This is a genomic window from Bradyrhizobium sp. USDA 4461, assembly GCF_054055655.1.
Window position 1 is genome coordinate 4,306,797 of the sequence record NZ_JBSRXM010000001.1, and the last position, 20,654, is coordinate 4,327,450.

Consider the following 20,654-nt stretch of genomic DNA (forward strand, 5'->3'; position numbering starts at 1 on the left):
AATTTGGCGGCACCCCGTCCCTGCCTCGGGAGAGGGGATAATCTGTCACGCTGCCGTCGTATCCCGCCCGCGAGCTGATAGCTTGCGGAAGACGGCAGCAGCATCTTTGATCCTACCGCAGCAATGGGCCAAAGTCGGGTTTGCGCACTGTTGACGGTGCGAGGGAGCGCATCCGGCGGCCAAGGGGATTAACGTCGTTAAGTTCTCCTGTTTATAGCTGAAACGGGTGCTTACTCGCGCATGGCGGACGGCTCGTCGCGGTGCTTGAGATGTCTCTTCCGAGTATTGTAGCTGACCAGCCAGATCACACCGACTGCGATCGGCACGCATCCTGCGGTTAGATAAGAGGGCTCCACATGAAGTCCGACATCATGGGCTCCCTTGGCAAGGTAGCCAAACAGGCTGACCACGTAATATCCTATCGCCGCGACTGATAAACCCTCTACCGTGCATTGCAGCCGAAGCTGCTGCCCGGCGCGTTCATTGATAGCGTGCAGCAGATCCCGATTCTGGCGTTCGATTTCGACGTCAACGCGGGTTCGCAACAGATCTGCGGCACGCGCCAGCTTGACCGACAGGGTTGCTTCGCGATCCGCAGTCGTGTCGCAAGTCCGCATGGCAGGTGCCACCCGGCGCGCGAGGAACGACGACCAGGTCGGATAGTCCGCAATCTCGCTGCCTTCGATGATAGATAAGCGGGATTGGACCAATTCGTAATAGGCTCGGCTGGCGCCGAACCGAAACAGGCTTCCGGTCGCACCTCGCTCGAACGAGGCGGCCAACGAGGTCAGTTCGGCAAGTAGATGGTTGTTGAGTTTCAATCCCTCCGCGCCCTGCATTTCTTCGAGTACCTCGCCAAGACGTCTATCGATGCGATCCACGAATGGACCGAGCTCAAGTGCTGTCGATAGACCAAGTAGCGCCAGCGGACGATATGTCTCGACTTCAAGCAGGCGCTGCACCAATGCGCCGAGATTGTGCGGTGTCAAGCCGAGGTCGCAGACGAGAATCCTGGTGAAACCATTTTGGTCAACGCGAAAATCAGAAGCCATGACACTTTCTCCGCCCTTTATGCGGGCCATAGCCAGGCTGCTCTTGTCGAAAAGTTGCTCGGCTCGTCTCAATGGGCAGGCGTCTTGCTCTACATCCAACTTGATTGCGACCAGCAATTGTCCTTCCTGCCGCAACGCTCGCATCAGGGAGTGAACCGCGCCCGGGGCGCCCTCCGCCTGGCGATCGGCCGAACTACTGACTATCCATGTGAAGGTGGCGAACTCGGCATGCTGTTCCCAACGAAGCGTCACAGGTCCGATAGCAATCTGGTGATGTTTCGCTGAGGGCCGCGGTGAGGGAAGGTCGCGATCCCGACAAAATGCGACGAAGCCGCGGCGATCGCTTGCCGCCGCATCGTCCTTCGCAAGAAATGCGTAGTGGATCACCTTGAATGGTGGAACAAGCTGCATAAACGGGCGCGCATGCACCTCGTTGAGCACGACGTCGCGCTGCGGATGCAGCTTGAAAGTGTGAGGATCCAGTCGATCGAGCACGTTTGTAAGCCCCTCATTTCAGAAACTGCATTTGCGCAGGCCCGCAATGCGGCGTGGTGGGTCAGCTCGAAGTCGCACCGATTCGCGCAAGCCGCGCCAAGTGTCGGTGGTTGCCAGCCGACCCGCACAAATATCGCTTGGTATCGATGGGTTGGCGCACGTGTCGTGGAGCGTAGACCTGCCACCAGAATAGCCCGGTGGCACCACCGACGTTCGCACGACTTTTATTCTTCCGCTCGCGTGACATTGCCAATCGCCGTCGCCGGCTCCCCACCGTCGATGAATGAATCAATAGCGCAATCATGACTCTCATCCTGGCGTCGCCCGTCTCGTCTCGCAATTGGACGCGATGCAGGATCTGGGCCAGCACGAAACGAGCGAAAAGCTGTGCTTTTGGCAGCGATATGACCCGTTGAAAACTGTCAGAGAAAGATGTCGGACATGAAACGCGGCGACATTCAGCCGTGCCGTCCTCACGTAGGAGGTTTGCGCGCTGAATCTGCCTCCGCGCTTCGGCCGGGGAATGCTGATACGACGATCGGCCGCTGCCGACTAACGGCTGCGAATCCCTCTTCAGCGGTCAAGCATTCCCCGGCAATAATACTACACGCGCTGTAAGGTGACTGCCAGGCGTCGTGGCTGAGCTCCGCATGAGGTCGTCATGAACGAAGACCGGCAGTCAGCGACTGAGAACAACACGTTAGCGCGATGCGGCCTGCACGCCTAAAGCGCTGTCGGGCGGTTCGGGGCGCACAGGCTGCGCGGCTTTCGATGGCTTAGAAGTTCCTCGATAGATCGTGAGTGCAGCGATCACGCTAAGTGCGGCTGCAAACATCAGCCAGAACCCGGGCGAAGCCTTGTCATTGGTTCGTTCAATGAGCCAAGTCGAGGCAAGTGGAGTGAAAGTACCAAACAGGGCGGCCGCGAGTGCGAAGGCCAGGGAGAAGCAGGTTGTGCGCACATGCGCAGGTACGATCTCGACCAGAGCGCCCAGCATAGTTCCGCTGTAGGTGCCAAAGTAGAAAGAGAACATCATCGCCACTGCCAACATCTTGCCGAAAGTGGGGGCGCTTACCAGCCAATTCAAAGCCGGATAGGCCGTTATCAAGGCAAGGCTAGCAATGGCGAGTAGAACTGGCTTGCGGCCAACACGGTCGGAGAGGGCGCCGCCAATTGGATTCCAGATGAAGTTGGTCACGGCGACCAGGAGTGTCACCAAGAGCGCATCCTGGGTGGATAGCTTCAAGACGGTCTTGCCGAACGTGGGCGTGTAGACGGTAACGAAATAGAAGGTCGCCGTGCTCAGCATAGCCATCATCATCCCGAGGACGACAGTGCGCCAATTCGCAAGCGCAGAGGCCATAACCTCGCCTGCTGTGGGATGCTTCTTCATCGCCAGAAATTCAGGAGTTTCTTCCAGCGTTCGACGAAGGAAGAAGATGAGCGGGATGATAAGACAACCAAGAAAGAAGGGAATTCGCCACCCCCAGGAGGCCACGGCCTCCACCGGCATCGATTCGTTGAGCAGGTAACCCGCGATCGCCGCGACAAAGATCGCGACCTGCTGGCTGGACGACTGGAACGAAGTGTAGAAACCACGATTGCCTGGGGTTGCGATCTCCGCCAGATAGACTGAAACGCCGCCGACTTCGACGCCGGCGGAAAAGCCCTGGAGCAGCCGTCCGGCTAGAACAATAACGGGAGCGGCAATTCCGATTGTCGCATGGCTTGGACAGAAGGCGATAATCACAGTGCCGACTGCCATGATCGACAAGGTGATGATCAGGCCTTGGCGACGTCCAATCCTGTCTATATAGGCTCCCAGCACAATCGCGCCCACCGGACGCATTAAAGCGCCCAGCCAGAACACGCCAAACGTGTTAAGCAATGAGGCGGTTTCGTTCTCTGCGGGGAAAAAAGCGTTCCCAATGGCGGTCGCGTAAAAGCCAAATAGGAAGAAGTCGAACTGCTCGAGAAAATTGCCGCTGGTCGCACGGAGGATCGCATTTAGACGCGATTTGACCGAGGCGTGCTGAACGAACATTTGTGACACCGCGAGTTTCCTTCCCAGTCGAAGGCCGGTCGCGGCAAAACCTTACGCCGGCCCAATTGCAATCAGGCCGTGACTTTGTCGTTCAAGACATTAGCGACCGACCGGAAGGCGCCCTATCTTTGGGGCATATTTTCGGCGGCCGCCAAATCGGTGCACGGTTTTTTCAGGCTGTGTTGGCGGAAGCACGAGTGTTCCTCCGCAAAAATGGCCGCGAGTTAGCCTGACTCGAGATGAAGTTCGGCAAACATCCGTGACGGCCGGTTGTTCATAAGGTCGGGTACGCGGCGCTGCTCAAGCAGTCTTTGGCAGTCTATTAGCCCATGTCCTGTAGATTGGAAGCGTGTCTGTTTTCGCTGTCCGGTTTCTGACCGCCGTGCAGAGCCCTGTCAGCTTCAAGACATTTGCAACGAGGAACGGTCGTGACGGGTCTCTCAACGTGCTCCGGAACTTATGGGGCAGTGTCGGATTGGCACGGCAATTGCTGCAAGGATGCAACAACACAGGACGGCGACGGAATGCAAGCAGAACAAGCCAAATCCAGCGGTGATCTCTTTGGTCTTGAGGCCCGCGCGCCGGGCGGCTGCCGTATTTCACCACGATTCTGCGAGCGATGAGTAGCGCCCAGGTTACTCTCGGCATCGGATTGCTTGTGGATCGGAAGCCGGCGCGGCGCCGCTTCGACCGGACGGCGCGTTTCTCCGACGCCTTCATGAACCGGCCAAGCTCATCGGGCAAGCGTCGATACTGCTAAGATGGCGGGGGCGCCACGATTTGATGCGGCCAAAAGCGTCGAACCAGCGAACTATTTGATCTCGCTGCTAACCCATGGCCCTCGCTCGAGTGATCGTTCTCTCCTCATGACAGGATCCAAATGAGGTCTTCTCAAACGTCTCAATTCAAACAAGATGAGCCTTCGCACATATTCTGTGAGCACTTGGCTGAGCACGCACGAGTTCAGTTTGGCCCGCATCCATTCGCTGCGGAGATGTCCAGAGCACAGGTTGTAAGCCTGCTGCCTGAATACCTGGCGATGTCACAGGCGTTCCCGTACCTGCAGGCGGGCTCGCAAAAGAACCTCATATTCGACGCCATGCATCACAATCGGGACGTTACCAGGGATATTGAGCTGACCAGCGTGGTCGCAAATTTCATCTGTTGGGATGAGACCGGCGGCTATGGCCGAGTTATCCAGGGCGGCAAGGCGGCGCTACCCGAAATTCTGGCTACCGAAAGCTTCCACTCGAACCTGCTTAGAAAAGATGCGTCGCGATTACTCGGCCGAACAATACAGCCTAACTACAGCGCCACGACGAAACGCTACCTGCATTGCCTCTATGATGGGTTGTCATCGATAGATCCCCTAATCCGTTGCGCCTACATGGTCGCTTTTGAGCTACATGCTGCGGAAATGATCCAGGTACTCTGGTCCACTTTGACCAGGATCTTTGATGTGCAGGCCGGTGATCTCGAATACTTCCGGAGTCATGTCGGCGGTGACGATCCGGCAGAGAAATATCACGGAGAGATGACAAGCCGGCTCGTCCGCGAGCTCGTCCCGGTCGACCGCAATGTTCGCTTCATGGGCGAGTTTAATCAAGCCTATCAGCTCAATGTACAGTGGTGCCGCGACCTACTTCGAATTCTCCCGCCTGGGAAAGCAGGTGGCCGAGCGGAGATCGAGCATCGTGGCCGCTGCCATTGTGGTTCCGTTAGGTTCCGCGTGCGCGCGCCGCGGAAGGTCTCGGTAGTTCGATGCAATTGTTCAATCTGTAGGATGTCCGGATTTCTGCACTTGCTCGTGACTGGCGACAAGCTCAGCGTAGAGCGCGGCGAAGAATCCCTCACGACCTACCAGTTCAACAAGAATATCGCCCGGCACACTTTTTGTCGGTTTTGCGGCGTAAAGCCTTTCTATAGGCCGCGATCGGACCCTTCTGGATTCAGTGTCAATGTTCGATGTTTGGATAGAAAAGCCATCGAAATCGCAAGAATAGACGACTTCGATGGCGAGCACTGGGAGCAAGCGCTCCGCTCAATGCACGAAGGCGGCTTGGAATACCGTCTTGAAGATCACATCTTGGAGTGACCACGAATGCCGCGCGCAGCGAATGAAAAGGCCCGCCTGCTTTCAGAGGAACATTCTGACGAAATATCGCATAGAGCTGTTGGTGAAGGGCACGGTGGTAATCGGTCCGCAGACGTTGTTCACCCAAGATGACCTGGCTAGGATTGATCAGCTGCAGACTGAGATTCCCGAGGAAGAAGTGCGGGAGGGAGATGCCGGCGACTCGCACAATGTCTTCGTAAAACGCGTGCGCGTAGACCCGCCGGGTCGCCCTCCCAGCAACGCGGATGGTGCAGCCCCGGGGCAGATTGTCGAGCTCCTCCAAAGAAAAGACCGCAGCTTCGCACTGAAAAAAATATTGGGAGCATCATCAGACTATGTCATTCGCCGATGCCAAATGCATCGGATGCCTCCTGGTTCTTTTGTTGGCATCCATTTGGATGCTGCGAGCGACCCCGATTTCGAGTACGCCGTGATTGTGCAGCTCGCGAAGAACTTCAAAGGGGGAGAGTTCGTGGTGTATCCAAGCGCCTACGAACAGCAGGTATTCCGACCGCCATTTGGAGCCGTGCTGATCACAACGTGTAAGCTCCGCCACGAGGTGAAACCTGTGCATACTGGTGAGCGCCGATCCCTGGTCTACTTCTGTTCAAAACGCGACGGCGTAAACCGAAGGACCATCGAAAGCACTTCTGGTAGTCTATGAGCCGGATTGGCCGAATGGCTTGACGACGGGCGAACCGCCGAGAGGATCGGTTGCGGACCGAGACCATATTTTGCGGTGCGCCTCATGCTGACAATGCCTGACACCCTTCGTTGATAATGGCAACGTCAAGCCCGGGATTGACGTGGCTTGGCCTAGCAATCACGGGGCGCCGAGTGTGGAAGGAAAGCACCTTCTCGGCACAGGCGGACATACGGCCGTACGAACAGGACGGCACGACCTGGTCTGCACCGTCGGCGTGACGGCGTGGCGTTCGGGACCGGAAACCGCTCGTGGCGGGCGGCTTCAGAAGACACAGGGGGCGCTTCGGTAACATTGTCATCTGACGCAATATTGGAGGCCGCTTTCCATGCACGCGACAGCCGCTATTGAGGACGTGTGTTCGACGTATCCATCCGATGCGGATAACTCCGGACATGATTGCAACAACCTCATTGCGGGGGCTGAAATCGCAAAAATCGAACCGAGGTTGGGGAGGTCGCCCCTATTTTTGACGGCCAGCCCTTCAGTTTGAACTCGCAGCCGCTGCCGTAACCTAACGGCGGCAAGGTCCATTAAGTCTCGACGATTGGTGGAGGGGCTTGGACAGAGACCGGCTGCGCGGCTGGAAAACCCTCACAAGTTGGACGCTTGCGGCGCATCTGGTTTTAAGTTGATCGTGGTGGATCACGCCCGCGAAAGGTCCGGAATCCGCGGAATTGATCGCGGCCGTCAGCTTTTGGTCAGGGGGCTGGGTTAGTCAGGCGCGAAGAGGGCTTGGGGAATCCTAACGATCATGCTCGGTCAGGTGATGTTTCTTAGAGGATGATCACGTGTGCGGGTGAATAGCCGCCGGGCATGTTGATCTGGAAGGGTAATGGAGCGTTCGCGAAGGATGGGCGATTTGGCACACGCCGCATCGATGCGGTTGAGGTTTTCAATTCCTGTCAGACGTAGGAGCGGTCCCATCGTCCACGAGGCGCTCGCGGACATCAAGTGGAGCACTACGATGTTGCAGAACCGGAGCTCGAAGAGCTGGATTTCGATTTCTGCAAATACAGCGTCTCGAAGCATATGCGGACGCGCTCCTTCATCCGCGATCCGCGATGGCCGTTGTTCCTGAAGGCGCTGCAATGACCCGATATGCCGTTACGGCAGACGATGCCGATTTCTATCTGTCATTCGCCGCCGAGCTTGCCGATGCGGTCAGGCCCATCGTGCTGTCCTATTTCCGCACGCCGTTGGATGTCGTCGCCAAGTTGGATGCCAGCCCGGTGACGATCGCCGATCGAGCCGTCGAGCTGCATCTCAGGGAAAGGATCGAGGCGCGCTTTCCGGAGCATGGCATCATCGGCGAGGAGAGCGGAGCCAAGCCGGGCGGCGCGTTCACCTGGATCGTCGACCCGATCGACGGCACCAGGAGCTTTATCAGCGGCTTTCCCTTATTCGGCACGCTGATCGCGTTGACCTATCAGCAGCAGCCGTTCTGCGGCGTGATCGACGTTCCCTTTACCGGCGAACGGTGGGTGGCAAAGCCCGGTTTGGCGCGGTTCGGCGATGGATTGGCGCGGACCAGCGCATGCGAGAGCGTCGCCCAAGCGCGCTTCTACACGACATCGCCTGACATGTTCCGCAAAGGCGAGATGGTGCCATTCGAGCGGTTGTCGCGCGCTGCGCGGATGCGCCGTTTCGGCGGCGATTGCTACATCTATGGCCTGCTTGCGTCGGGATACTGTGACATCGTTCTGGAAACAGGGCTTCAGCCATATGACTACATGGCGCTGGTGCCGATCGTGCAGGGCGCCGGCGGCTGCATCACCGATTGGGAGGGATGCCCGCTCTCGATTCACTCGGAAGGGCGCGTCCTAGCGACCGCAACGCCGCGGCTTCATGCCGAAGCGCTCGCCTTGATCCGGGGATAACCAACGATCATGCCCTACAGGACAGCCATTGGAGGCACAGACGTTGGCTTTGCCGACCCCAGGGATCCGATGGCCAAGGTGACGCCCGAGCGGCCGGACGATCAGCTAGCCGGCATCGGCGCTGACGTTTCGGTCGAGCGGCTTGCGGCCCAATGGCGCTCGCCGATCTGTCGCTCAAGGCGTTCCTGGCCGGGGAACTGATTCCGGCCGATACTGACGACCTCTCTCGCCTGATCTTGGATCGACATGATCCGGCGGCCTTTGCGATCGTCTCATCGCTCACCGTCGGCGAGTTCCGCGAATGGCTGCTGAAGCCGGAAACCGGCCAACGGTAGCTTGAGGCGGTGGCGCCCGCCTGATGTCTGAAATGCCCTGCGTCCTCGAAGATCATGCGGTTGCAGGATCTGATCTTGGTGGCGTCGAAGCGGGAAGTGGTCACAACATTCCGCTCGACGATCGCGCTCAAGGGACGGATTTCGACGTGCACGCGACGATACCGTATTCGCGGAATTGTCCGCGATAGCATCTGCCTGGACTACAAACTCCGTGCGCCATGAACGAAATTATGCATCGATTGCCACCAGTCCTAGCGAGTGGCTACACGAGCGAGTTGGCAATAGACGCAAGAAGGCACGTTGAGATCTCGTTCAATTCATTGTCAATAGTCGGTGCTGTAGCTCGCGTGATGCGGCCCGATCGCGCGCAATTGCAAGGCATTCGACCGTGCCTGCATCCTCATCAGCAGCAAGCGGGATCACACCATCCTTGCGCGTGCGGTCGAACAGAAAGCGTTCCTTGACGAAACGGTCATGTGCCGCTTGAAGAGAGCGTGATCGAACATTTCTGACGGATGAAATAACGTAGAATCCAGAGTAGTCGACACCCAGCAGCCGAACGGCAATGTTGTGTAACACCGAGCCTCCACCCCACCGCCCGTTCGCCTCGTTAAATAGCAGCCGCCCATGGCTCGTGAAAATGGCATCGATGTTGATCATTCCGCGGTATCCGAGGCCTCGCGCGAGCTCCGCAAATCGGTAGGCGTGTGTCTGGGCAGCCAGCCATTGTTCATTTGTCAAATCGCTTGGCAGCTCAAGTCCCGTCCAAATGAGAGACCTTTCGGATTGGTCGCTGCTTCGACGCAGGCGAATGCTTCCACTGTTGATGAAGGCGATCGAACCGTCCTCCTCGATTTCGTACTCAAGATAGAAGGGAGACCGGGCCAAGTGGTACGATTCCACGACCAGTGTATTGCACGATGCTGTGGTCATCTCAGACCAAAGTTCTTCTGGATTAAATGACGGCCAAGTAACTTGCCTTGTATCTCTTGCCCCGGGTAGTGGACCACTCTCATGGGCGGTCAGGATAACGTTTCCGACTCCACCGGCTCCATTGTCCAACTTGACGATGACGTTGCCGGTCTCAGACCTCAGCGACGTAACCGCTCGCAATAGATCGTCTGAGTTCGTGGTTACGCATCCGTTTGGCAACGGGAGTCCGACACTTGTAGCCAATTGACGGAAGTGGCTCTTACGGTTCAATAGATCTGGTCCCCGTTGCAGAGCGAATCCGCTCCCGCTCAGCGGAATACGCAGCAAGGCCGCCAGGCGCGCGACGCCTTCACTAGGATAGCACGGATATATTCTCCAGGACGATTTCTGCCGAACATGGCTGTTGATTCTCTCGACAACGGAATTTGACAGCAGCGTGCAGTCGTCAAGAACGCTGGCCGTGCCGCCGCATTCAGGCACAAACAGCGAAAGGCTCGAGGCATCGAAATCAAGCGTTTCACCAATGAAGGACAACAAGTCCGGCCGGAGGGCTACCGGTGAGACTATAAGGTCGTCCTCCTGTGCAAACCATGCCGAGCGCGAAGCCGAGTTGGCGGTGAAGGAGATTTGAGCCGCTGTCAGACCCTCTCCCGACATTTGTGGCGTACCGGCATTCATGATCAGGATACGAGGCAATACCGATCTCCAAGGCCTTTTGCACGATCAGAAGAGATCGCCATGCGAATAACGACGAACTCGCTGCGGCGCGTTGCGCAGAGGCCGTGAGCGTAAATCGGCTTTGTGCCGCATTCCGTCGAACCAATATTCCGCGAGCTTAATAATTGTATGCTTGAATGTTTCTCTCGAGGGTAGTTGGACGGAAGTTCGGCATAAAAGGCCTCGATCGCGTCATTCCAGCGCGACCGTGGCTATTTGCGCGCGGCCTCTGCAGAACGGCGGTGGTCTTGATGGCAGTCATGGGTTACGAGCAATCGATGTTAGTTTGGGTATGTCACGCACTTGATCGGTCACCCCTTGCTGATCGACGGCGGTCGCGTGCATCTGCCGGTAGTGATAGGCGCACCACGATGACTGCTTCTTGCCTCGTCTTTGATAGACAGGCTCGCCGCACATATATGCCGATCTCGGATCGTCATCTTTGAAGCCGACAATGGCCCGGCATTGGCCTTCAATGTGGTCAACTAGCAGGACCTGTTTGGCGCCATCAGGCTCTTTCAACTTGCTGCTCCAGAATACCAGGCAATCTCTTCCGAAGTCGCACCGGTCAGGCCGAACGACGCTTGCAGCTCGAATTTCTTGAAGATCCCTGCCGCCGCATGGCCTGTCGTGCGTGCGCGCGAGGAGAACGTCGTGCCAGCGCGGGAAGTTGGCGTGCACGGAGCCAAAGGCCGCCTCTTGACTGTTTTTCGGTACTGTGGCCGGCCGTCAGTTTCGAGGTTTAGGAGGCAACGGCCCTCTGCAAGAGGTCGGAAGCGAGGTTTAGGTTGATCGCCTCCGATTTCACGAGTCCTCAAATTGGGCAGCCTAAGACAGCCCGCTAGTACCGCTTCTGGAATGCCGGGCCATCTGCGATCACCTGCGAGACATCGCAACGCGATCAGGCCTCGCTGCACGACTGTCTCGGCCGCTTCGTTCTCGGAGATGGGGATCATGATCAACCACTGTGACTTGGTTCTCATCAAGCCAGACATTCGCAATCCTTCACAAGACCGACGGCAGAAGAGACCTCGCGCCACTGCCGAGATCGTACAACTTAACGTTACGTCTGATTCAAGTCCTTTTGCTTGCCAGTATCAGTCCGCCAATACTCTGAGGGTAGCGCGGAAGGCTCCGGCATCGAGAGCATTCTGTACCGTGGACTGCGTCAGAAGGTCGCCGCCATACATTCGCAGCCGATGAGCGCCTGTTGACGATAATCCGTGCTCCCCCGATCCAAGGCTCGCTCCTGTCAGCGCCGCAGCGGATTTCGTTCTGACCGTTGCGCTGTCATTGCATGATTCAGTCGGATCCATCCCGCGCTGACGAGACGGATGCCGATTTCCGGCGGAGTTGTTTGATAAAGTGCGCCTGATAGTAGAGCAGCGTATTATCCTGCGCCGGTCGAACGAACCGCGCGATTGGGTCTTTGTCCGTAGGCGTCGGAATTGTGGCCGGTCGAGATCATTGAAGCGTCTGATAGAGGCGATAGAGGAGCCGGGCGCGCGGCTCAATCGACGAGATGTAAAGCTGCTCGTAATGCGTGTGCGCACCCTTGCCGTCGACACCCAGGCCGTCGAGGGTCGCAGTATGGGCCGCGGTGAAATTGCCGTCCGAGCCGCCACCGCTAAAGACGTCGAGCAGCTTGAAGCCGAGCCCGGTTGCGATTTCCTTGGCATGCTGATAAAGCGCCGCGCCGGCGCTGCTCTTCTCATAGGGCGGGCGCGTCAATTCGCCTGAGATCTTTACTGTGACGCCCTTGGTGCGCGACTTAATGCCGAGGATTGTCGGTACTAACTTGTGGGCGTCAGCCATGGTCGGCACCCGCATGTCGACTTCGGCATAAGCGTCCTCGGCGATTACGTTCGGCCTGGTGCCGCCGCGGACCACACCGACGTTGACTGTGATCCCGCGCTGAAGATCATTCATCGTCTCAAGAGCCTGGATCACATTGCCGAGTTCGCGGATTGCGCTGCAGCCGTCTTCGGGACGCGCGCCGGCGTGGGCAGGCGTGCCTCTGATAAAAACGTCGAAGCGGGCGATGCCCTTACGGCCCGTGACGATCTTGCCGCCGTCGCGCGCGGGCTCGGTCACAAGCACATATTTGGCCTTGCGGCCTTCTGCCTCGATTAACGCTCGCGAAGTCGGGCTGCCGATCTCTTCGTCGGATACGTAGATGTGAGTGATGCCTAGCGGCGGGCGGACATCATCGGCGCAAATCTGCCGAAATGCATGGTAAGCGAGATATGCACCGCCCTTCATGTCGTAAATGCCGGGCCCAAATGCCTTATCGCCCTCGACCTTGAACGGCAGGCGCTTTATGAATCCCATCGGGTGAACGGTGTCGAGATGACTCAGCACCAGGATGCCTGGCACGCCCTGGCCCCAGGACGAGCGCGCGATCAAATGATCGCCTCGATCGTCACGTCCCGCCACGCGCTCAACGGAAGCGGACAAGTCGCCATAGCCCTCCGCCACGAGATCAGCAAGTTTGTTGACCTGATCTGGCCGCTCCGTCGGAGATTCGATCTCGACCCAGCGGCGGATGCCGTCGAGTATCATCGCGGCTTCGAACGGGTTGCTGGACATTATCTGATGCCTTCCGATGCGACGTACATCACTTGTTCCACTCAATCGCGCCAGGATCCAGCGTGGACAGCCGTCAGGGGCGCAGCGGTGGAAGTTCGGATGTACCTCTGAGCTTGATCTTGCCGCAGCGGATGATGCTACGCGGCTCCCCATAACGGAGCTACCAGAGCTGGTAGGTGTTGAAGCAATAGTTGATCTTGAGGAACTCTCGTGGTCTGGCGATTGTGGGGCGAATAGTGGCTGTTGCTATTTTTTCGATGCTTGCATAAATTGCATTTCCATCGCGTCAATTTTGGCGCCTGCTGGCGCGTTCGACATTGATGCGCGACGGCGGAATTGTGCGTCACAAGCGAACGCACATTGAGATCCGCTACAGCTCAACAGCCTCGGCCATTAGGGTGATGCGTAGGACGATAACGCGCGGAGCGTAGTCATAGCAGGCGGAAATGCGAGCTGCCGCCGCCTGTGTTTAAGGGGCGGCCAACGAGAAGCGCGCCGATCTGTCCGGCAAAGAGCCCGCCCATCGCTTATGAAGCGGGGGGCGGGCTGCGGCCGGATTGGAGTGTTCCTGCGATCCCGTGCGGATGATCCGGTTGTCGGCGGCGTCCTGATGCTCTCCAACTCTGGTCGCAGCCTGATGCTAATGCGTTTTTAAGAGGACACGCTTCTTTGCATCAAGGAGATGCTCGTCGAGCGTGGCGTGTAGCGCGCCCCGCAGCTCCGACGGAATTGAGCTATCTGTATCGATCAGTTCTCGAAATTTGCGAATGATGTGTTCGATCATCGCTATAGAGCCGAGAGCTTCCATGTCCTGCGGGGCCGTCATCGAATATCTCCTTTAAGCCGCAGCGCGCACTTTGATGCCGCCAGAACGCAACGAGGTGTTGCAATGTCTCTCGCCAAAGAGGGAGGGGACCTCTCGCAGACACTCGACGGGATTGCGTAGTTAGGCCGGTAGGCGCCGCATGCTCCTCAGGCCTCGCGGAAGCGGCGCCCGTTAGCCTTTGCGATCTCTTGACGCTCGTGCATGTCGTCCTCGGTCGGAAGATTGGAAAATCGACGAATTCAACTGTCACGCGTTGGAAACCGCGATCAGGTGCTGAAGTCGGGCGGCCGCTGCGCCGCCATCAAGCGATTCTCGCCCGATCGCTACGCCTTCCTGCAGCGTCGAAGCCCGGCCGGCCACGATCAATGCAGCCGCGGCGGTAAAAAGTGCGGCGTCGCGAATTCGGCCTGGTGCGCCATCGAGTATGCTTTGCAGCGCGAGGTTGTCGGGATCGCCGCTATCCAGTGCCTTGCTAAGGCAGCGAGGGAATCCGGCGTCCTCCGGCGTCACTTCGAAGGTGCGGACTGAACCCGCCTCAAGCGCGGAAACAACGGTCGGCCCGGCGAGGGTCATCTCATCGAGGCCATCGGAACCATGAACCACCCACACCGAGTCGGCGCCCAGGTTCTTCAATACGTACGCCAGAGGCTGTACCCATTCACGAGAGAAGACCCCGACAATCTGACGCTTAACCCCGGCCGGATTCGACAGGGGTCCAATCAGGTTGAAGATAGTGTGGGTGCCAAGCGCGGTTCGGATCTGGCCTACGCGCTGCATTGCCGGATAGCAGGTCGATGCAAACGTGAAGCCGATGCCGGCCTCGCGGATACAACGCACAATGGCGTCAGGCCCAAGATCAATCTTCACGCCGACGCGCGCAAGCACGTCTGCAGTATTGCCCGAACCTGGAGACGCAGCGCAGTTGGTGTGCTTTGCGACAGCAACGCTCGCTCCCGCGACGATGAAGGAGGCGCAGGTCCACACGTTGACCGCACACGAAGAGGAGTCGCTCGTGCTGGCGATGTAGATTGGGTCACATCCAGTCTCGACGAGCCGCATTCTCTTCCGCATTGCGGAGGCCGCACCGGTGATTTCTTCGACTGTTTCGCCGCGGACCCTCAATCCCATCAGTAAGCCGCCGATCTGCGAGGGGCTCGCGCGGCCCGACATCACGCCGTCAAATGCCAACGCGGACTCCTCTCGAGTCAGAGTCGCGCCGGTGGCAACTTTGCCAATAATCGATTTGAGCGCTTCCATCGAACTTTACACCATCCCTGTCCAAACCTCAGGCGCTTGCGCTCGACGGGGACTTTCGTTGGGGAGGCATGTCATCGGTGGCGGCGGGCTTTGCAGGCAGCGGCACGTTCGCGAGGAACAGGCGCCTCATTGAATGAAACGAGCAGTGAAGATGTGGGTCATTCGGTGACGCTACAACCTGACGCTACGTGAGGGTCAAGTTCTCGATTCGGCGTCGTATCAACGCGAAATCGTCGGCCGACGAACTCGATAAGCGTCCCAAGAACGCGGTCGTCGGAACACGAACCGACGATCAACGCGTTCCTCAACTTGGCATAGGTTCCTGTCGTTTGGGCTATAGCACGGGGAGAGCGATTGCTCGGGCGAAACAGCGGTGGCGACAGCTACGCCGGGTATCGCCACCCGGCCGATCTGAGGCCGCACTACACCTTCGCAATGGCAAGCGGCGCCAACTGTCATCGTAGCGTAGAACACGAGTTTGTCGCACAGCGATGCGTTCGGCAGAGGCAATTGAGCGCATCTGTCTCGTGGTCGACGATGGCAGAGGACACTGTGCCAGGCGGCGTTGGTGCTGGCCGGTGTGACCGTTAAGAGACCATAGCCTCGTCAGGTTGCCGAAAGCTTGCCCGAGTATGGAGCCCTGTTCGGATGATCCTGGAGGCGATGTTAGCGTGGACTCGCAAGACTTTGATCCATGTAATGTACCAGCTTGGCCGCAGAACGCGGTCTCGGAAGAGCCGCAGATGGGGCAGGCCCAACAAGGCGACTTCGAGCAGCGGTTGGCCGAGGCAAGCCAAGCCGCTCCCGTCCTCAGCAGGGGCTCCGCTCCCCTCTATCCATATCTGTCTATAGAAGACCGGAACCTTATCGACCGCGTGATTGCTCAATATGCGGCTCAGAAAAAACCAAAACCTGAAACGGTCAGAGATCATACTCGGGCACTTCGCCGACTGGCGAATGATATCCGCGCGCGCGGTCAAACGACCGATCTAGCTGACCACAAATCCCTGCTCCATTACGCAAATACTTACTTTCCGAAAGACGCACGAATCAGGAGCGGGGTGTCCGTCCTTCGTGCGTACCATGGCTTCGACCCCCACCATCCCTATTTATCTACAGACGACAGGAACCTTATCGATAGCATGATTGCTGAATACGCGGCTCAGAAAAGCCTAAAGCCTAGTTCGATTAAATATTATACTACGGCAGTTCGGCGACTGGCCAATGATCTCCGCGCTCACGGCCAAATGGCCGATCTAGCGGACAATTCCGTGCTTGATTACGTGAATACTTGCTCTCAGGACGCATTGATGAAGGCAGGGGTGACCGTCCTTCGGGCGTATCATGACTTTAGTCAGTCGACAGCAGCGAAGCGACGGAGGCTGAACGATCTGGAAGATGTTGTGGTACACCGACAGCCAGGCGCAGATGCCTCTTCTGGAGGAAATAGCCCAGCGCCGGTTGCCTCAACAGGTGTCATAATCCGGGGGAGTTCTGACGACACGCGGCCTCTCTATCCCGAGGATGCCGCCGATATTTTGCGGCTCAAGGAGGCTCTCATCAAGGGCCGCAGCATGACCGCATCTAGCGCGAAGAAGCACGCGAACTCGCTTATTAGCTTCAGCCGTTGGCTCTTTGAAAAGAATAAACCAAGCATTATTGCTCGGCTGGACGGCAAGTCGCTAACCGATGGTTGTGACGTGCACGAGTTCAGCGCGGGCTCTGATGCCAACAGACTCGTCAGAGCATTGGAACATCTGCGGACGTTTCGGTCACCGGGGGGCGTCGCACCCATCGTGCGTCCAGGGCGCGACGATGCCGCTGCGCAGCACAGCACTTCGCACGGCGCCAGTACTCGCCTAGAGGAGCCTCGGGATTGGCGAAATGATCAACCCGCGCCGTCGGCTTTCATTGAGGAGCGAGCGGCATCTGGCTCAGACCAGCTCCGTTACGGGGAGCTTCGACGAATGGTGGACTCTCTGGATGATCCAGCCGCGCAATCGCCAGTCTCGCTCGTGTCAGAGGGGCTTCGGCGACTGGAAAAGCAGGTGCGTGACGAGCTTCACGGATTAGGAGACGATCATGCTGCGTTCTCGTTCTCCATCGATCCAGAAGAGCATACTTTTGAGCCTGAGCAATTCTCTCCAGGAGAGCTCCGGCGACTGCTTGATTCCGAACCCGCAGAAGAGCGTCAGGAATGGCGAGATGATCAACCCGCGCCGGCGACGATCATCGAGGAGCGATCCGCATCCGACTCAGACCAGCTCCGTCACGGGAAGCTACGACGAGTGCTGGACCATCTTGATGGTTCAGCCGCGCAATCGCCAGGCTCCGTCGCTTCAGACGAGTTTCAGCGGCTGGAAAAACAATTGCATGACGAGCTTCACGGATAAGGAGACAATCGTCCTGATTTCTCGTTCTTCGTCGACCCAGAAGAGCATCCTTTTGATCCGGAGCAGTTCTCTGAGGGCGAGCTTCGGCGACTGCTTGGTTCCGAACCCGTAGAAGACCTTCAGGAATGGCGATATCGTCAACCCGCGCCGTCCGCTTTCATTGAGGAACGAACCGCATCCCACTCAGACCAGCTCCGCCACGCGGAGCCTCGACGCGTGCTGGATCATCTGGATGATCCAGCCGTGAAATCGCCAGTCTCCGTCACTTTGGAGGGGCTTCAGCGGTTGGAAAGACAGTTGCACGACAAGCTTCAGGGACTAGGAGACAATCATGCATCCGACGCGTCATCCACGCACGTAGCCGATCATCGGCGTGACATTACCTGATGCGATGCTTGTCCCGCCCCCAGCGCACAAATGCGGCGCGCTGATCGGGAGCAGGCCGGGGAATTTTGCTTTGTAAGGCCGACAAAACCCACACAAACGAGGTGCCAACCGCCGACTATCGGCCGGCGCAAAGAATACAGGTCCTTGGACGTGTCTGTTGGCCTTCAGGTATGGCTACGCGCAAGTTGAGGCGTGGCTGCCCACTGAGGTTATCCGAGTAGTCTGTCGGCAGCCACACCCGCACGCCGTCGGGACGAAATCATCGGGCGCCGCAGTCCGCGAAAAATTCGAAATACCGTCTCGACATCCACGCCGGTGCCAAAGACCAGACCGCACCTCTTTCGGACTTGCGATTTCTATCTGGTTCAACAGCTCCCGTCGTTGCGGGCGCGAGCGGCACGACTACCGCGGCGACAAATGTCGGGCCGATCGAACCCTCTCCAGTCCATGACTGGAGGCCAAAGCCTTGCGCCAATTCACCAGAAGCTTGCACGAGATGCCCTACCAGCCAGCGGTCGGCCGAAACCAGTCGTGGCCCGCGAAGCTCTCCTCTACGATCCTGAGCTTCTCCGCACTCGTCAAGCGGCGCCGCGGACGGGCCTCCACCACCTCTATTCGGCTCAGCACTGCACTGTCCTTGTGCACATCCATAAGGACAGTCAGCTACGCTCCCAACGATTTCGAAAGGCGGCCTTGCTCGGATACGTACTCGCAGAGTGTGTTTGCAATTTTACCGCCATTGGCGACCAGACCCGTATCGGAGAAAAAATGCTGCATTCGTCCATGCGGAAAGCGCGCCGAGGCTGCTGCCTCTGTCAACCGCGAGCACCAGTGCCGCTCTCGATCGGCGGCACTCATATGATCGCAGATTGCCTGGGTGGGCTGGAACTGCCGTTCGACCGCCGAGCTAACGGCAGTTGCTTAGTTGTCAATCCTCACTTCGAGTCGCTCTTTTTGATGCCGTTGTCTCGACCTGACATCACATATCGACACTGCCGGCCGAGGCTCGCTTGCTTTGATCTTAGGCAGGAAATGATGGCGACATGATCCGGTATGTAGTGTCTGCAAAGGCGGAACACGTCCTCCGTGCAAGCCACTTTCTCCTCTTCCGTCGGCGCTTGATCGCGCGCATGCCCGGGAGCGGGAATTGCAGCCCACAATATGGCAGCAAGAGCGATCGCGCAGTAGGTAGCGTTGAAGAGCGAGGACAAAGCGATCCGCTGGCTTTTAGTCATGATATCCTTTCAAGTCGATGCGGCTGAGATTGTCCCCCTGTATCAGGCGAAGGGGACCTTTTAACCGGGGAAACGGTCCGGGGTGAGCATTGTCGCTGTTGGGAAGCAGCTAGATTGTCGAAGGCAATCCCCAATTGTCGAGGATCGTACAATCTGACGCGACGTGCGATTCAAGCCTCTTTAGTGGCCGCTAGCTCAAGATGTTTTGGATGATCATATTACGTCCTACACCTCTACACTGATGCTGTGAGAGCGTCTCGGCTGGAATCGGCTGGAAGATGGCAGGTCGTATCTCTGAACGACGGATTTCCGCGGCGCCGGGACGGCGCGAGCGCCAGCGTATAAGATACTGCTGTCGATTGCGCCGTGGCCGTGGGCGTCGCTCTTACGTATTTGTGCGGAGTTCTGGTGTCGCATTTCCTTGATCTGCGAATTGCATGCTCACCACCATGAACCCGAAAAGCAAACTCTACGAACCCGATCACTGGCGGGGCCGAGCTGAAGCAACGCGAAAGAAAGCGGAAGCACTCGCTTGCGGAAGACCCAGAGATAGGCTTCTCAAGATCGCGATGGAATACGAGAAGCTCGCTCGGCGGGCCCAAGACTGGCAAGCGGGCAGAATAGCAGACGATAGTTGGCCCGACTAATAGTCGTAAGGGATCGCCTCGCTTCGACAACCGGTCCCGCCGATCGGCTCGCAATTTCATTGTCAGGGAGATATGCTCGGCGCTCGGGCCATGCCAACTGCATGGCTTGTATGGAGCGTGCGCCGATCTGCACAGTGGGGAGCCGGGATCTCAGGAGGCGAGACGAGCCCGGTTCGCCGCCCCTGATATGTCATCCTCTTGCGTTTGCTATTTCGTTCGCGTCGGAAGAGCCCCGATGGGTTGCCAGGTAGTTGCGCTAAGTGTCGCCCTGAGGCTCGCCGAGAACCCAGAGTCAACTGTCAAACTGACGGCGCGTCTGTTCCATCCCCCGCACGATTGGATCAGTGCGGGCCCAAAGAGCCGTCGAGAAGCTCGCGCGCGCCACCTTGTTCTTCGTGGCCGTCGCCGGTGCATCGGGTTCGCTCGCTCAAAGGAACGCCGTAGTGATCCAGTAAATACCGGCCCAGAGGAGCGCATTTAAGAGCAGCCCGACCAGCGGCCACAGGTTCCATCGCCGCTGCGCCTGCAAAGAGCCGAAATCAGCGACGTAATGCCTCGTCATGGGTCGCTTTGGTGTGCGCCAATGCATCATTCACCACACGACGCGCTGGCAGGCGAGGAATGGCATTTCGTTAGAGGTCTCGTATCACTCATGAGTTCGCGTCGTTCTTTCAAGGCTCGAGCGTCAAGGAGCGGTTTGCCGCGTGACAGGCATCCGGCTTGGTGATTTGAATCGTGCTTCGCCAGCTCAGGCGGGGCGTTTGCGAATTGAAGACCTGCGTGGCGGCGTCAAGTGGCGCCGGTATATAGCGCGTCTTGTTGATTTCGTGTCTCGTCACGGAGCAATCAGCATGCCATGACCAGAGAGATGCCGCCTCCCCTTTGACAGATGAAAAAATGGTGTTCGTCGACTTCCGTGTCACGGATTGGCTGCCCGCAGTAGAGTTTGCGACGTCGATGCATGAAATCAAACATCGGCTGACTGGCGGAGGGTGAATGCGTCGCCAGCGCTATACTGGCGACAGTGCGTTGAGAGGTGCATCTG

General features: G+C 58.0%; 12 protein-coding genes and 1 pseudogene. 6 read left to right on the forward strand and 7 right to left on the reverse strand.

Going from position 1 to position 20,654, the window contains the following annotated elements; translation table 11 throughout:
* Positions 1–230: 230 nt before the first annotated feature.
* Both ACVINW_RS19975 and tcuC read right to left on the reverse strand, forming a co-directional pair.
* The gene (locus tag ACVINW_RS19975; protein ID WP_456752866.1) at positions 231–1,547 is read right to left on the reverse strand and encodes a DUF3422 family protein; all 1,317 of its coding nucleotides are present in this window, start codon (positions 1,545–1,547) and stop codon (positions 231–233) included.
* Positions 1,548–2,247: 700 nt separating this feature from the next.
* Entirely contained in the window at positions 2,248–3,591 is a 1,344-nt protein-coding gene (gene tcuC / locus ACVINW_RS19980) for a tricarballylate/proton symporter TcuC (RefSeq protein WP_456756446.1), read from the reverse strand.
* A 994-nt stretch (positions 3,592–4,585) separates the two neighbouring features.
* Between tcuC and ACVINW_RS19985 the strand changes: the two genes are divergently transcribed.
* The 5 genes and pseudogenes from ACVINW_RS19985 (at position 4,586) to eutB (ending at position 8,847) form a co-directional block, all read left to right on the forward strand.
* On the forward strand, positions 4,586–5,686 hold the full coding sequence (locus ACVINW_RS19985; RefSeq protein ID WP_456752867.1) for a GFA family protein: 1,101 nt from the start codon (positions 4,586–4,588) through the stop codon (positions 5,684–5,686).
* On the forward strand, positions 5,664–6,371 hold the full coding sequence (locus ACVINW_RS19990) for a 2OG-Fe(II) oxygenase (RefSeq protein WP_456752868.1): 708 nt from the start codon (positions 5,664–5,666) through the stop codon (positions 6,369–6,371). The genes ACVINW_RS19985 and ACVINW_RS19990 overlap by 23 nt, the downstream gene beginning before the upstream one ends.
* Before the next feature lie 993 nt (positions 6,372–7,364).
* Positions 7,365–7,505, forward strand: a complete 141-nt coding sequence (locus tag ACVINW_RS19995) for a hypothetical protein (RefSeq protein WP_456752869.1) — start codon at positions 7,365–7,367, stop codon at positions 7,503–7,505.
* Entirely contained in the window at positions 7,502–8,290 is a 789-nt protein-coding gene (gene hisN, locus ACVINW_RS20000; RefSeq protein WP_456752870.1) for a histidinol-phosphatase, read from the forward strand. Before ACVINW_RS19995 ends, hisN begins: the two co-directional genes overlap by 4 nt.
* 152 nt (positions 8,291–8,442) lie before the next feature.
* Positions 8,443–8,847, forward strand: a pseudogene (gene eutB / locus ACVINW_RS20005) (ethanolamine ammonia-lyase subunit EutB).
* A gap of 90 nt (positions 8,848–8,937) precedes the next feature.
* Here eutB and ACVINW_RS20010 read toward each other — a convergent pair.
* The 5 genes from ACVINW_RS20010 to trpD all read right to left on the reverse strand — a co-directional run bounded on the left by ACVINW_RS20010 (position 8,938) and on the right by trpD (position 14,947).
* Complete coding sequence (locus ACVINW_RS20010; RefSeq protein WP_456752871.1) at positions 8,938–10,254, reverse strand: preATP grasp domain-containing protein; 1,317 nt, start codon at positions 10,252–10,254, stop codon at positions 8,938–8,940.
* A gap of 279 nt (positions 10,255–10,533) precedes the next feature.
* Positions 10,534–10,797 (reverse strand): hypothetical protein, encoded by a 264-nt coding sequence (locus ACVINW_RS20015; protein WP_456752872.1) that lies wholly within the window; start codon positions 10,795–10,797, stop codon positions 10,534–10,536.
* A gap of 942 nt (positions 10,798–11,739) precedes the next feature.
* Positions 11,740–12,864 carry a M20 family metallopeptidase gene (locus tag ACVINW_RS20020; protein WP_456752873.1) on the reverse strand — a complete coding sequence of 375 codons (1,125 nt, stop codon included), beginning with the start codon at positions 12,862–12,864 and terminating at the stop codon, positions 11,740–11,742.
* 640 nt (positions 12,865–13,504) lie between these two features.
* Entirely contained in the window at positions 13,505–13,690 is a 186-nt protein-coding gene (locus ACVINW_RS20025; RefSeq protein ID WP_141342992.1) for a hypothetical protein, read from the reverse strand.
* 246 nt (positions 13,691–13,936) lie between these two features.
* Positions 13,937–14,947 (reverse strand): anthranilate phosphoribosyltransferase, encoded by a 1,011-nt coding sequence (trpD, locus tag ACVINW_RS20030; protein ID WP_456752874.1) that lies wholly within the window; start codon positions 14,945–14,947, stop codon positions 13,937–13,939.
* Positions 14,948–15,690: 743 nt separating this feature from the next.
* Here trpD and ACVINW_RS20035 point away from each other — a divergent pair.
* Positions 15,691–17,340 (forward strand): hypothetical protein, encoded by a 1,650-nt coding sequence (locus tag ACVINW_RS20035; protein ID WP_456752875.1) that lies wholly within the window; start codon positions 15,691–15,693, stop codon positions 17,338–17,340.
* Positions 17,341–20,654 lie beyond the last annotated feature (3,314 nt).